At 51.6% G+C, this 13,089-nt stretch carries 12 protein-coding genes, 1 tRNA gene and 1 pseudogene; 7 read left to right on the forward strand and 7 right to left on the reverse strand.

All coding sequences use genetic code 11. The annotated features are described in order from the left end of the window. The first annotated feature begins 7 nt into the window (after window positions 1–7). A tRNA-Ser gene (locus tag EZJ44_RS01720) sits at window positions 8–96 on the forward strand. 430 nt (window positions 97–526) lie between these two features. Continuing rightward, window positions 527–1,270: a CPBP family intramembrane glutamic endopeptidase gene (locus tag EZJ44_RS01725; protein ID WP_131279481.1), complete on the forward strand. Its 744-nt coding sequence runs from the start codon at window positions 527–529 to the stop codon at window positions 1,268–1,270. A 129-nt stretch (window positions 1,271–1,399) separates the two neighbouring features. Here EZJ44_RS01725 and gndA read toward each other — a convergent pair whose 3' ends face one another. The 3 genes and pseudogenes from gndA to EZJ44_RS01735 all read right to left on the reverse strand — a co-directional run bounded on the left by gndA (window position 1,400) and on the right by EZJ44_RS01735 (window position 4,897). After that, on the reverse strand, window positions 1,400–2,869 hold the full coding sequence (gene gndA / locus EZJ44_RS01730) for an NADP-dependent phosphogluconate dehydrogenase (protein ID WP_206661831.1): 1,470 nt from the start codon (window positions 2,867–2,869) through the stop codon (window positions 1,400–1,402). Between the two features lie 75 nt (window positions 2,870–2,944). Continuing rightward, window positions 2,945–3,424: pseudogene (locus EZJ44_RS08815) on the reverse strand (gluconokinase); the annotation flags it as partial. Between the two features lie 36 nt (window positions 3,425–3,460). Then, window positions 3,461–4,897 (reverse strand): GntP family permease, encoded by a 1,437-nt coding sequence (locus tag EZJ44_RS01735; RefSeq protein ID WP_131279483.1) that lies wholly within the window; start codon window positions 4,895–4,897, stop codon window positions 3,461–3,463. Window positions 4,898–5,174: 277 nt separating this feature from the next. Here EZJ44_RS01735 and EZJ44_RS01740 point away from each other — a divergent pair, with 277 nt between their 5' ends. From EZJ44_RS01740 to EZJ44_RS01750, 3 genes are all read left to right on the forward strand, one after another. Continuing rightward, entirely contained in the window at window positions 5,175–5,924 is a 750-nt protein-coding gene (locus tag EZJ44_RS01740; RefSeq protein ID WP_131279485.1) for a FadR/GntR family transcriptional regulator, read from the forward strand. A 63-nt stretch (window positions 5,925–5,987) separates the two neighbouring features. Continuing rightward, entirely contained in the window at window positions 5,988–6,254 is a 267-nt protein-coding gene (locus EZJ44_RS01745; RefSeq protein WP_131279487.1) for a MoaD/ThiS family protein, read from the forward strand. Between the two features lie 2 nt (window positions 6,255–6,256). Further along, on the forward strand, window positions 6,257–7,042 hold the full coding sequence (locus tag EZJ44_RS01750; protein ID WP_206661828.1) for a HesA/MoeB/ThiF family protein: 786 nt from the start codon (window positions 6,257–6,259) through the stop codon (window positions 7,040–7,042). Here the strand turns inward: EZJ44_RS01750 and EZJ44_RS01755 are convergent. Next, entirely contained in the window at window positions 7,026–9,032 is a 2,007-nt protein-coding gene (locus EZJ44_RS01755) for an ATP-binding cassette domain-containing protein (protein WP_131279491.1), read from the reverse strand. The genes EZJ44_RS01750 and EZJ44_RS01755 overlap by 17 nt on opposite strands. A 33-nt stretch (window positions 9,033–9,065) precedes the next feature. Continuing rightward, entirely contained in the window at window positions 9,066–9,851 is a 786-nt protein-coding gene (modA, locus tag EZJ44_RS01760) for a molybdate ABC transporter substrate-binding protein (RefSeq protein ID WP_165496070.1), read from the reverse strand. 267 nt (window positions 9,852–10,118) lie between these two features. Between modA and EZJ44_RS01765 the strand changes: the two genes are divergently transcribed. Further along, a complete protein-coding gene (locus EZJ44_RS01765) occupies window positions 10,119–10,619 on the forward strand; it encodes a MogA/MoaB family molybdenum cofactor biosynthesis protein (RefSeq protein ID WP_131279495.1) in 501 nt (166 codons plus the stop codon). 84 nt (window positions 10,620–10,703) lie between these two features. Here EZJ44_RS01765 and EZJ44_RS01770 read toward each other — a convergent pair whose 3' ends face one another. Beyond that, complete coding sequence (locus EZJ44_RS01770; RefSeq protein ID WP_131279497.1) at window positions 10,704–11,984, reverse strand: molybdopterin molybdotransferase MoeA; 1,281 nt, start codon at window positions 11,982–11,984, stop codon at window positions 10,704–10,706. A gap of 90 nt (window positions 11,985–12,074) precedes the next feature. Beyond that, window positions 12,075–12,587, reverse strand: coding sequence for a cyclic pyranopterin monophosphate synthase MoaC (moaC, locus tag EZJ44_RS01775; protein ID WP_465251206.1), 513 nt, complete (start codon window positions 12,585–12,587; stop codon window positions 12,075–12,077). A 67-nt stretch (window positions 12,588–12,654) separates the two neighbouring features. On the opposite strand from moaC, the gene EZJ44_RS01780 reads away from it, so the two are divergent. Next, entirely contained in the window at window positions 12,655–13,089 is a 435-nt protein-coding gene (locus EZJ44_RS01780) for a molybdenum cofactor biosynthesis protein MoaE (RefSeq protein ID WP_131279499.1), read from the forward strand.

The raw sequence follows: 13,089 nt of genomic DNA on the forward strand, positions 1-13,089 counted from the left end.
AAGCCGAGGTGACGTGTCCGAGCGGCCGAAGGTGCAGCACTCGAAATGCTGTGTAGTTAATAGCTACCGTGGGTTCAAATCCCACCGTCACCGCCATTTTCCCTCAGAATACCGCTGTGTTCTGAGGGAATTTTTGTATCTCTGTAAGCCCTACGCTCATGGGCTAGTGGCGAGCTGTCGAGTAAGGACTCGGGGTTAGATGCAAAAAGTTTTGACTCGAGTAAGTTTGGCATTATTCTCTTTTAATGGTTACTCAGCTTGTGCTACCAAGATTCTGTATTTCATTGACGCACACTATTGCGGTTATCGATGTGGGCGATCACACTTAGTAAGCTTGACAAGTGATGAAGCACCGATAGACATTAGCTCTTATGTGGAACTGTCCACCCCTCATCAATGCGACATCTAGCTCACCATAAAACATGAGTATGTGAGTATATGAACAAGTTCATTATAACAGTTTCTTGACATCTACGATGAGTTCTAATAACTCTATATATAGGCGTTTTCAGACGAAAGGTTCATTATGGATAAGATTTCATCACGACCGTATATTGTAGTGCTTGCCCTTTACGCACTTTTCGAAATCTCAGTATTGGCATATGCAAAATATGGCTTAGGTGCGACTTATGGAAGCAAAGAGTTTATTCATGCAATCTTTGTACCACATGCAATCATGGCAGTTGTTTTAATAGCTTACAGCTACTTCAGCCGTGACGGTTACCAGCTTCCTAATCCATCACAGCCGCTCGGATGGAAACTTATTTTGATTTCTTTAGTTCCTACAGTGATTGTTGGCGGATACGTGATTATATCTCAGGCATCTGCTACCAAGGCGTTCATCGTTCCTTTTATGGCGATGCTTGCCGTGGGCATTTCAGAAGAACTGACTTTTCGTAAGATCGTGATCACGTCCTTACTGAAAGACGTTTCTCCTGCTCACACAATCCTCGTAAGTGCTGTAATATTTTCGGCACTTCACGCGTTTAACCTCATCGCGGGCCAGACACTAAAAAGCACTTTCACCCAACTATTGATGACGTTCCTTGCCGGACTTGTATACGGCGTGTTCTATATGTACACGAAGAATATTACAGTGATGATTCTTCTACACTGGTGGTGGGATTACATCCTCATTTCTGGCGCGATCAAACCTGAATCTCCGTGGTCAATGCTGGTATCAGCAATGCCACTCATTGAACTGATCGCGATGGGCATCATTCTGTACAAATACAAAGAACTTCGAACAACAGAATACTTGACAAAGTAATCGACATCATAGACCAAAAAATGGGGCGGTTTCGCAAACATCGCAACATATCGAGAAGTTGCGCCAACCGCCCCAAAATTCGGCACTGATCAATACACGGTACTTAATGATCAATGATCGCTAAAGCGATCACCACTCTTCGTGGAATACCCCGTCTTTATCTACCCGCTTAAAGCCATGCGACCCAAAGCAATCACGCTGTGCTTGGATAAGTGCTGTGGGAAGCCGATCACTTCGCAATGAATCAAGATAACTTAACGTTGCGTACAATGCCGGCGCAGGAACACCAGCCGATACAGCCAGTTCCGTGACGATTCGCAACGAACTAAGATATTCATCAATCACACCTCTAAACAGTGGCGAAGCGAGCAATAGATCAAGTTCAGGCTCTTGCGAAAATGCGTCGCTTATCTTTTCCAGCAATTCCGCGCGAATGATACAGCCAGCACGCCAATTAAGTGCCACCTGCGCTTTGTTAATATCCCAGCCGTATTCGAGCGATCCGGCATCAATGATCGAGAATCCCTGCGAATACGAGGCGATTTTTCCTAAATACAGGGCACGTCGCACGTGTTCAATCATTTCTTCGAAATCGCCAACAGTGCCACTACTGTTTTCGCTCCAACGCTGGCTATCAGTATCGCCGCCCATAATATTGCGCTGCGCATTGCGGGAGCGGTATGGAACAGCCGATAGTACCCGAGCTTGCACCGCTTCAATGAGAATACTTGCCGGAACACCTAACTCAAGAGCGATTTGCGCCGTCCACAAACCGGTTCCCTTTTGACCGGCAGCATCATCAATAACATCCACAAGTGGAACTCCTGGCGAATCCTCACGGATCAGGATATCGGCAGTTATTTCAGTCAAATATGAGTTCAACTCACCTTGATTCCATTCAGCGAAGATCTCGCCGATACTAGGAGCAGACATCCCTAACCCACTGCGTAGGAGCGCGTAAGCTTCAGAAATTAGCTGCATGTCGGCGTATTCAATTCCGTTATGGAGCGTTTTCACGAAATGTCCAGCACCGTTTTCACCTACGTGTGCGCAACAAGGTGCACCGTCGTCGGCCTTTGCCGCAATGCTTTCAAACATCGCGCCAAGTCGTGCGTATGCGTGGGCAGAACCGCCTACCATAAGTGCTGGTCCTAACAGAGCACCCTGTTGTCCGCCAGACGTCCCGCACCCAACAAAATGAAGACCAGCATGGGCAAAGTGTTCTTGACGCCTACATGTGTCACCAAAGTGCGAGTTACCCATATCAACGATTACGTCACCAGGAGAGAAATATGCTGCTAAACTCGCTGACACTGAATCAACAGCTTGCCCAGCAGTCACCATAAGCATTGCAACACGAGGCGTCTTTAACTCAGCTGCAAAATCCTCTACTGCGGTAGCTTCAATAAAATCCCCCTCATCACCAAAATCGGCAAGAAATTGTTGAGTTACAGAGGAATCAATATTCGTTACGGCTACTGTATATCCTTTGCGAGCGAGATTTCGTGCGAGAGCTGCGCCCATGACCCCAAGACCATACACGCCAATATCCGCACGTGCCGGATGTGAGGACGACCCACGCTTCTCAACAGACAGCATGTGATCGCGTATTTTTGTCAGCCCGCCATATTCTTGCCAGTCCTGTGCCAAAAAAGCTTCAATTTCAGAAGCGATATTCTGCGGAGTCGCTGCAATATCACATATATGCCCAAGTTCGTCAGCCGCAAGAGGTTCAAGAGTAGCAAATTGTGAGTCAAGCAGGCCTACCGGCATGAAATGATCAGTCCGAGCGGCGAGACGACGCGCCAAAAGGTCACGATCGCCGTCGAGATGCATGAACACAACTCGCGTACCACCCTGGCGAAGAACGTCACGATAGTTTTTTTTCAACGCCGAACAGGTAACAATCGTGCTTTCACCACACGATTCTTTGTCCTGCATCCACGTGCGGAGAGATTCCAGCCACGGCCAGCGGTCATCATCAGTAAGGGGAACACCTGATGCCATTTTGCTGATATTTGCTTGCGGGTGGAAATCGTCCGCTTCAGCAACAGCCCATCCGAGCCGATCACTCAAAATACCAGCGACTGTGGTTTTGCCCGAGCCACTTACGCCCATAATGATCACGTGGATTGGTTCGCGAGTTGTGTTCATAGTCTTTCTTCAATCAATCGATAGCAGTTATGCCATTCATGCAAACACATACAGTAGCGCTACGAGCGCAAATCCAACGACGGATTCGAGCGTCTGCTGCACTGTCCATGTGCGAAGAGTGGTTTTCACATCCATGCCAAGGAGACGACCAACAAGCCAGAATCCAGAATCGTTGACATGCGAGGCAAACACAGATCCAGCCGAAGCAGCAAGCACGATACAGGCAACGCCAAGATCGCTTAGTCCAGCATCTGCGACTGCAGGTGCCATCAAAGAGATCGACGTAATGAGCGCAACCGTTGCGGAACCCTGGGCGAGACGCAACGCTACCGATACAAGATAGGTGGCTAGCAACAATGGAATACCGAGGTTATTCATAGTATCGGATAGCGCACCACCAATTCCTGATGTACGCAACACGCCACCGAACATGCCACCCGCTCCGGTGACTAGGATAACTGAGCAAACTGGACCAAGAGCCGAATCCATAATCTTCTCAAGTCCAATACGGTCTGTACCGATATAACGACCCAACAAAATAATGGCAATGAAAGTTGAGATCAACAATGCAATTGGAGTTTGACCGATTTGTAGAAGCACTTCAACAAAGGCTGACGTCGGCGCTTTAGTGTTTGTCTCAGCTTTGGTTACCACACCATCGATTACGCCAGACTGTACTAGGGCGTTCACGCCAGTATTCAACGAGATCAATAGTGCAGGCAGTACGAGTGTGAAAATAACGGTGCCTACTGGTGGAAACGTCTTTGGTAGATCAGCATCATCAATCGTTCCAAACAAGTTCGGGAACTTGAAATTCGTATGTTTGGCACAGTAACGCCCCCAAAGAACACCGGAAACGTAGAACGATGGGATAGCTACGACGATACCAAGCACCATCACAAGCCCCATGTTCGCCTGAACAATTGTGCCAGCGCCGACCGGACCCGGATGTGGCGGAAGGAATACATGCATCACGGAGAACGCCGCTGCCGAAGGAATTGCGTAGAGTAAAATGTTCCCGCCAAGTCGGTGTGCAACAGCAAAGATAACTGGCAGCATCACAATAAATCCGGCATCAAAGAAAATTGGGAAGCCAAGGATAAGTGATGCCACACCAAGCGCAAGAGGTGCACGCTGCTCTCCGAAGATACGCACCATAGAGTCAGCCAGAACTTTCGCACCGCCGGAAGCTTCAACCAGCTTTCCGAGCATTGCACCAATTCCAACAAGGAGCGCAACAGATCCCAAAGTGGACGAGAATCCATTGGTGAGAGTTGATAGTAGTTGTGAAGCAGGAATACCAGCAGCAACCGCCGTTAATAAGCTCACAACAATAAGGGTTAGAAATGCATGCAGGCGGAGCAGGATTACAGAGACGAGGATCAGCACAATTGCTGCTACAGCAATCAGTAGCAACGGCCCTGCGCTCATCGTTTGTACCCAAGGCTCAGCCGCAAGAAGAATCGGTTTCATACGTTATCTCCATATGTGAGTTGATTTAGGTGCCTAATTTAATTCGCCTGTCCATTCAGGAGAATTCGCTCAGATGAATGTTTTTCATCTCAACAAAGGAACCTAACTAACCACTGCCTTGTGATTAGTTAAGACTAATCTAGTCTAAAGGTATTACTTTTAACAAGCAATAAAAATATCTTTTTGACACGCAGGTATCTTCTGCACCGAAATAGTCAATGCAATAGCCACCAAAGTACTATCAGTAGCAGCATAAAAATGCTAGTGTTTAGGAATTATGGATACACCCGGATCGCGACATAGAGGCATACTGGAAATAGTTGGTCCACGTATCGCCAACGGAATTCTCCCAGCAGGCTCGGTGATGACTTTAGCCGACTTAGAAGCGGAGTTTGAGTGCTCACGTACCGTAGCACGCGACGTACAGCGCTCACTGGAAGAATGCGGTCTCACCGTGGCGCAACGTCGTCGTGGCTTAATTGTTCAACCAATGCAATATTGGAACGTGTTCCATCCTGACGTAATCAGATGGCGTCTTTCCGGTGAAGGTCGCGAGCGCCAAATGGAATCGCTAACAGATCTGCGAATGGCAATTGAAACGAGAGCCGTTGCGCTTGCTGCCAAATATGCGTCTCGTGATGAGCGCACAGAGATTCTTAAAGCGGGCTTGAAAGTAGTGGAACTCGGCTTAGAGAGTGCGGGACCGGAGTTTATGGAGTGGGACATTCGTTTCCATCGCCTAATCCTCAAGGCCTGCGGGAACGAAATGTTCGCTGCTCTATCTACTGTGATTGAATCAGTGCTCACATGGCGTACTCAACTTAATCTCATGCCACCAGTACCGGAGCCCCGCGCCATTCACAATCACGAACAAATAGCGCGGGCCATTTACGCGGGTGACGCTGACGCTGCAGTCGCTGCGATGCGCGATTTAGTAGACGAAGTTCAAGAAGCATTCGCATCTCATATGCCTAATGTATTACGTTCAGCAACCACTGCAACACCACTCCCGCCACCCGCAGAATAATTTCCCCACAACGGCATTTTCCAAGTAGTCTAGCTACCGATTATTCTTCCTGTAAGGAGCCGTATGAACATTAAAATAAGATATTTTGCTTCCGCCGCCGCCGCGGCCGGAATTACCGAGGACACCTACGCTCTGGCTGAAAATTCCACAATCGCCACTTTGATTGACGCAATCACCACAAAGCACGCATCGCTACCCAACGGAAGCGATCTCGTGCGTATCCTCGGTTTCAGCTCTTTTCTTCTCGATGGGCGCCACGCAAGCAGCGAAACTATCATTCCTGCTGGTAGCGTCTCTATCGACGTTCTCCCACCTTTCGCAGGAGGCTGATCGTGAAGCCACTCGTTGATGTGGGCGCTGAACTAACGCCCGCCCAAAAGGAGCGCTTCGCTCGCCACCTCGTGCTTGCTGAACTGGGCGAAGAGGGGCAGCGTCGCCTCTGCAACGCTCGCGTGCTCATGGTTGGAGCTGGTGGTTTAGGTTCACCCGCTCTTCTCTACCTGACCGCGGCAGGTATCGGCACAATTGGCATTGTGGACGACGACGTCGTCTCACTATCAAATCTGCAACGGCAAGTGATCCATTCCAACGCCGCAATTGGCGAGCCAAAAGTCAGCAGCGCCAAGCGACGCCTGCTCGAATTGGATCCGAGCCTCACGATAAACACCTACCAACTACGGCTTGACGATTCCAATGTAGATGCCATCCTCGCAGATTACGACATTGTAGTGGAAGGAACCGACAACCAAAAAGTGCGTTTTGTTATTTCGGATGCGGCTGCACGTGCGCAAAAACCGATGGTCTGGGCTTCTGTACAGCGCTGGCAAGCTCAAGTATCGGTGTTTTGGAGTGGCAAGAGCGCCGTCGAACACGGAATGCCAGCTCCGAACGGTATCACCTTGCGCGACGTATTTCCCCACGAAGCGCCAGTCGATGCCATTCCAAGCGGCGTGGAAATCGGATTACTGGGCGCACTACCTGGTCAAACAGGCGTGATTGAGGCTATCGAAGCTATTAAAATCATCACTGGCATCGGAACACCGCTCGTAGGCCGAATCAAATTCATCGACCTCCTCCACGCCACTGACGTAGACATCCCGATCAGTCCCGCGCAGTAATTCTCACCTGCGTCGCTTTGACTTCGGCAGTCACTTCCTTACCTTCGTGCAGGTCAAGTTGCACCATTGCCGACGCCGTCACCAAGGCTTTTATTGCATGCGCGCCGTCGATAAGCACCGATACCAGCGCAGTCGCGTGCTGCATCTGAATGCGCGTGACGATGCCGTTCCACGAGTTGCGTGGAGAACCACCAGTTTTGTGTGCATGAAGCGCGACTGCCGCAGGATCGAAAATTGCTGCCGCTATAGCACCTTGCGAAACTATGTCGTCAACGTCAGTGCTATGCACAGCGAGTGTGGACGTGACGCGCACAGCCTCGTCGAAATACTCTCCTACCAGCAAATTTACTCCCAAGAATGAGGCCACAAATTCATTGGGAGGATTGTTGATAATGGAGTCGATGGGAGCACAGGCAACGAGTCTGCCCTGCTCAAGCACAGCAATATCATCGGCAAGCGACACCACATCAAGCAGTTCGTGGGTAATCAACACAGCACCGAGCCCCTGGCGCGTGCGCTGGTGAATAATATTTCGCAAAATCGATTGGGCTTGGAAATCGATACCCGCAAAGGGTTCGTCGAGAACGAGTAGATCTGGACGCACTGCCAGTGCCTGGGCAAGCGCAATCCGCTGGGCTTGCCCACCCGAGAGTTCATGCGGCGCGAAATCAGCAAAATCCGCCATTCCCACCGCTACGAGCTCTTGCCGCGCTATGTCTAACGCCTGCTGCGGAGTTTTCCCCTGGCAACGCGGCCCAAACGCCACATTATGCAGCACCGACATATGCGGAAAAAGCGCCGGATTTTGCTGCAGAAAACCGATCTTTGCCTGAATCTGCGAACGGCATCGGCTTCCCAGTTTATTACTCGGTAAATCACCTGCTAAAAAGCGGGCTGTGGTAGATTTCCCAGCACCGTTCGGGCCAATAAGTGCCAGAACTTTGTGTGTGCTTGATGCGATCTCCATGTCAATGTTCCAGTCGGGCACATCTACGCGAATTTTCCATGGCTGAGCAGGCTGAGCAGGCCGCACGTAATGTTCATGCTGCTCTTGACGTTCAGACCGCATTTGCTGTTCAGGCGGCAGCACAGGCCATGAGGGCTGTAGTTGTGGCAACACCGAACGCTCGGCAGGCACAGCAGCGGCAGCGTCGTCGTCCAAAATCTGCGCAGCTACACTGGCAGACCTGCGAAAACGACGCGAACCATAAGATTCGAGCGCATTGGTAACCAAGGTGAGCAGCAGCGCAATACTGATGAGCACCATCGAAAGCGCAAGCGCCGTGTCCACGTTCACCTCACGCTGAAGATAAACTTCCAATGGCAATGTGCGAGTAATGCCCTGCATTGAACCTGCGAATGTGATTGTAGCGCCAAATTCGCCGAGGCTCCGAGCCGCGGCCAACGCCGCTCCTGCCAGCAAAGATGGCATGAGTAAGGGCACAGTAATACGCGAAAACTGCCGCCACCGGCTCGCGCCAAGGTGATGGGCTCTGCGCTCGTAGGCAGTACCCTGAGTTTTCACCGCCGCCTCAACGGTTACGATCAAAAACGGCATCGACACAAAGGTTTGAGCAAGCACAACTGCGCAGGTAGTATAGGGTATCGAGATTCCAAACGCAGAAAGCGAACCGCCAAGAATACCATTGCGTCCAAAAGTGGTGAGTAGCGCAATTCCAGCTACCACCGGCGGCATCACCAGAGGAACCGTAACAAGAGCGCGCAACACGGCAAGCCACCACGGCAATTTCCCCTGCTCACCGGCCCGTCCAAAAACTAGCGCAAGCGGAAAGCCCAGCCCAACACTCAGGAGCGTCGAAGCCGCGCACGTAAGAAGCGAAAGTTCAATCGCGTCTTGAGCCGCGCCGCTTTGGAGCACTGTAAAGAAGCTACTCCACGGGATCCGCACGGCTATCGCCACGAGCGGGAGGCTGAGAAAGACGACAGCGATCATCGCCGGCGCGAGAAGCCATCGTGGGAGAAAACGCATGAATATCCTTATTTTTCGGATTCAGAATGATCTTCACAAATTCTTCGCTGGCACGAAGCCGTACTTGTGAAGAATTTCTTGCCCTGCTGGAGATTTTACGGCATCAACAAAAGCTTGCGCAGCCGCAGATTCAGAGCTGTTTTTCAATGTAGCAAGCATGTACGTGGTAGAAACGCTAGCAGCTTCGGGCACTTCCACGATTTTCACTTTCTCGCCCGCAAGCTGCGCATCCGTGCGATAGACGAACCCGGCGTCGGCCTCTGCGGACTCAACTTTTGTGCGCACGCCCGTCACGCTTTGTTCCTCAGAAACCGGCTCCAAGGAAACCTTAAGGCGCTCCTCAAGTTTCTTCGTAGTTTTACCACAAGGCACCTGAGCAGCGCATATCACCAGTTTAGTGCCGCGAAGATCGGCAATCGACGCCACGTGCGCCGGATTATTGGCCGGCACGATCAAACTGAGCGAATTGCTGGCGAATTTCTCAGGGGTATTCACGAAATCGGATACTTTCGCCATATTTCCCTCGTCGGCCGAGGCAAATACCTGAGCCGGCGCTCCATTCTTGATCTGCTCAGCCAGCGCAGACGAGCCATCGAAAGAAAAAGTTACCTTCACCTGCGGAGATTCTTTAGCGAGCACTTTCTCGGCGATTTCTGGAAACGCCGCATTCAGGGAAGCTGCGGCAAATACCGTAATTTCTTCAGTGTTTGCGTTCGAATACGAGCCAGAACGCTCCTGTTTAGCGTTGTTTGCTTTTTCGCCCGACGTCGTTCCCTCACCGTGCGTCTGTGACGCGCTAGAACAAGCCCCAAGCAGCATACTTGCCACTATTGCAAACCCAATCACCAAGAATTGCGTTCGCTTAGAATGTAGACGGCAGCGTTGAGTCATGGCATGCATATCTTTCTTGAGGTTAATCTTTCTGCGCGGTGGTCGGTATTTGCAGGTAGCTTTGCCCTGCAAACTCCGACTATCCTCCAGCTTATGAGCACAATCGCAAAATGCCAATTAAAATTTTTCACCTCCAAGCAATACTTAGGTTAAGATATTCTCAAAGAATTATCTTGAAATAGTAAAGAGGAAGTAATGAGCGCCAAGAAAATTACCGCCGCCGTCATCACGATCTCCGACCGTTCCGCTGCCGGTTTACGTGACGATATCTCTGGCCCGCTCGCGGTAAACCTCCTGAAAAATGCCGGAGTAGACGTTCTCTACACCGGAGTGACTCGCGACGACGTGCGCTCCATTGCCGAAGAAGTGCAAACGGCCGCAATCCACGAGGTCGACCTAGTATTTACAACTGGCGGAACAGGCATTGCGCCGCAAGACTTCACAGCGCGCGCCATGGACACCCTACTGCGCTTCGATATTCCTGGCATTGCGGAAGCGATTCGCTACGAGGGGTGGAAACGTGGCGTGCATGGCGCTGCTCTGTCCCGCGGACGAGCGGGAGTACTGGTCACAGGTCTGCACCGAGTCTTAGTGGTAAACGCTCCCGGCTCACCAAATGGCGTTAAAGACGCCCTTAACGTGCTTCTACCAATGCTCGAACACACCGTGTCTCAGATGCACGGCGACGATCACTGAGTCCGCTACCACGGACGGGTGCGCAGGGTTCCGCACCGCGGATGAATTACCCAGGTTCGCACTATGCTTGAATCCCTACGTTCACTACCAGCGCTTCACGCCCATAAGCTGGATGTTTACCAGATCTCCTTGAGCAACGTGATCAACGTCTGCCTCCACTACCGCGAGCGCATCCGCTTGCGCCAACGAAGCCACCAAATGCGATCCTGAACCGAGCGCATGGATCGGCGTAATCTCCAGCTCGCCCCGAGAACACGTCAACTTTCCCGGCAAATATTGCCGCCTACCTGCTGGTGACTTCCACGACGCACCGGCACGAGCCGAGAGGAGCTCTGGTTGTTCACTCACCTCTTTACCCAACAGCTTCGCAATCGTAGGGGCCACAAATAACGCGAAAGAAACCGCAACCGACACGGGATTTCCCGGCAGACTCAGCACGCCGACGTCGTCACCCGAATCTCCGCGATAAATCCCGTGACCTTGTGGTTTGCCTGGCTGCATGGCAACTTTTTCGAACGTGAAGCCGTGGGCCTGTCCAAATTCTTTGACCGGATCAAAAGCTCCCATCGAAACTCCACCGGACGTAACGATCAGATCGGCGTCTTGAGCAGCTAATTCAAGCGTTTGAGCGAAACTGCGGGCAGTATCTCCCGAGCGATACACGCCCACCACCTGGGCTCCTGCCGCCTGCGCCAAATGGGAAATGAGTACCGAATTAGAATCTGGAATCTGCCCAAATTCCGGAACAACTCCCGGATCCACAAGCTCAGAACCAGTAGAAATAACCGCAACTCGCGGCTGACGCACCACGCTCACACGCGTTTGCCCGATCGACACGAGAGTAGAAATCGCGAGCGCATTCAACGTGTTGCCGGCTTTCAACACAGTGTCACCCACCCGCACATCCTCGCCAGCAAAGCGGACGTTTTGCCCGGCAGTAGGCTTAACACCAATCGTCACCTGCGCCGGCGCTTCCGATGCACCGCGCGGAGCTTCCGTATCTTCAATCTTGACGACGGCGTCCGCCCAGCTTGGAACCGGCGCACCAGTCATAATTCGCGCAGCCATAGCGTCGATCGCACCATCGCCAGCATCGCTACTAGAAACGCCGTCGATCTCCCGCGTACCAGCCGCAATATCGCGAACCACCCGCAACACGTAGGGCGGCCCACCTGAAAAATCCACTGTACGCACAGCAAATCCGTCCATTGCCGAGTTATTAAAGGGTGGCACGTTGAGCTGAGCCGTAACGTCTTGAGCCAAGGTTCGGTCCACCGCTTCATGAAAATCAACTGTTACAGCTGGTAATGCGTGTGGTTGAAGATTACGAATAACAAGCTGGAGATACTCTTCAGGGCTGAGCATAGATTACCTAGAACTTTCTAGAATTTAGCGAAGGCTTAATTGACTTAGCATCACACTAAGTTTGATGTATTTCGTGCGATTTTGAAGCATCTAGTCCGCTTGCGAGCCGGGCGCGGCACTCTCATAACCAGGACGCACCCAATCGCCTGAACGGCCTCCCGATTTATGGGTGATCACGCATTCACTGATCACCGCCGAGCGATCCACGCCTTTGACCATATCAATTACCGCGAGCGCCGCAATCGTGGCTGCTGTGAGTGCTTCCATTTCTACGCCAGTTCGATCAGCATTACGCACGCAAGTAGTGATGAGCACGTGATCGCTATGCAGCGTCACATCCACCTCGGCACCATGCACTCCAATGGTATGAGCAAGCGGCAGGAGGTCCGGCACCTTTTTCGCTGCCGAAATACCGGCAATTCGGGCGACGGCGAGCACGTCACCTTTAGGAACGCTTCCGTTACGCAGCGCTTCGAGCACGGTTTCAGAGCACAGCACTTTGGCTTGGGCACGCGCAGCACGCACAGTAGGTTGTTTTTCGGTAACGTCCACCATCCACACTTTGCCTGCTGAATCAAGGTGCGTAAGTTTAATATCGTTCATAATTCCTCCTAAATCCATGCTAGTGTGTCTTGAAGATTTTGAAGAATTCTCAGCACGGTAGGAGATCATGGTAAACGCCACTTCACAGATCCGCGGCACGGGAGTGTCCGAAGTCGCCCTCAACACTGCTGCTATTGCCGCCTTGGTGGACAGCGACGCAGCAGGTGCGTGCGTCGTCTTTGAAGGCAAAGTTCGCAATCACGACGACGGTCGCGGCGTTACCGGTATCGAATACAGTTGCCACCCAACAGCCGAGCAGGTGATTGCGCAGGTAGCACAGGAGATCGTGGAGCGCCACCCACAAGTACAAGTAGCGCTCTATCACCGCGTAGGCGTGCTCAATATTGGTGATTTAGCAATGGTAGCTGCGGTTTCGAGTGCCCACCGGCAGGAATCTTTCGCTGCAATCGTCGATATTGTAGACACCATCAAAGAAAAGTTACCCGTGTGGAAGCGCCAAGTTTTCACCGACGACACCGACGAGTGGGTCGGTTCCGCCTGA

It is taken from the genome of Arcanobacterium bovis, from assembly GCF_004331995.1.
Lineage (GTDB): Bacteria > Actinomycetota > Actinomycetes > Actinomycetales > Actinomycetaceae > Arcanobacterium_A > Arcanobacterium_A bovis.

Bases quoted from the DNA above. Each gene is read 5' to 3' on its own strand.
- EZJ44_RS01725 (WP_131279481.1), top strand. From the start codon at position 527: ATGGATAAGATTTCATCACGACCGTATATTGTAGTGCTTGCCCTTTAC.
- gndA (WP_206661831.1), bottom strand. From the start codon at position 2,869: ATGCTGTCTGTTGAGAAGCGTGGGTCGTCCTCACATCCGGCACGTGCG.
- EZJ44_RS01735 (WP_131279483.1), bottom strand. From the start codon at position 4,897: ATGAAACCGATTCTTCTTGCGGCTGAGCCTTGGGTACAAACGATGAGC.
- EZJ44_RS01740 (WP_131279485.1), top strand. From the start codon at position 5,175: ATGGATACACCCGGATCGCGACATAGAGGCATACTGGAAATAGTTGGT.
- EZJ44_RS01745 (WP_131279487.1), top strand. From the start codon at position 5,988: ATGAACATTAAAATAAGATATTTTGCTTCCGCCGCCGCCGCGGCCGGA.
- EZJ44_RS01755 (WP_131279491.1), bottom strand. From the start codon at position 9,032: ATGCGTTTTCTCCCACGATGGCTTCTCGCGCCGGCGATGATCGCTGTC.
- modA (WP_165496070.1), bottom strand. From the start codon at position 9,851: ATGCTGCTTGGGGCTTGTTCTAGCGCGTCACAGACGCACGGTGAGGGA.
- EZJ44_RS01765 (WP_131279495.1), top strand. From the start codon at position 10,119: ATGAGCGCCAAGAAAATTACCGCCGCCGTCATCACGATCTCCGACCGT.
- EZJ44_RS01770 (WP_131279497.1), bottom strand. From the start codon at position 11,984: ATGCTCAGCCCTGAAGAGTATCTCCAGCTTGTTATTCGTAATCTTCAA.
- moaC (WP_465251206.1), bottom strand. From the start codon at position 12,587: ATGAACGATATTAAACTTACGCACCTTGATTCAGCAGGCAAAGTGTGG.
- EZJ44_RS01780 (WP_131279499.1), top strand. From the start codon at position 12,655: ATGGTAAACGCCACTTCACAGATCCGCGGCACGGGAGTGTCCGAAGTC.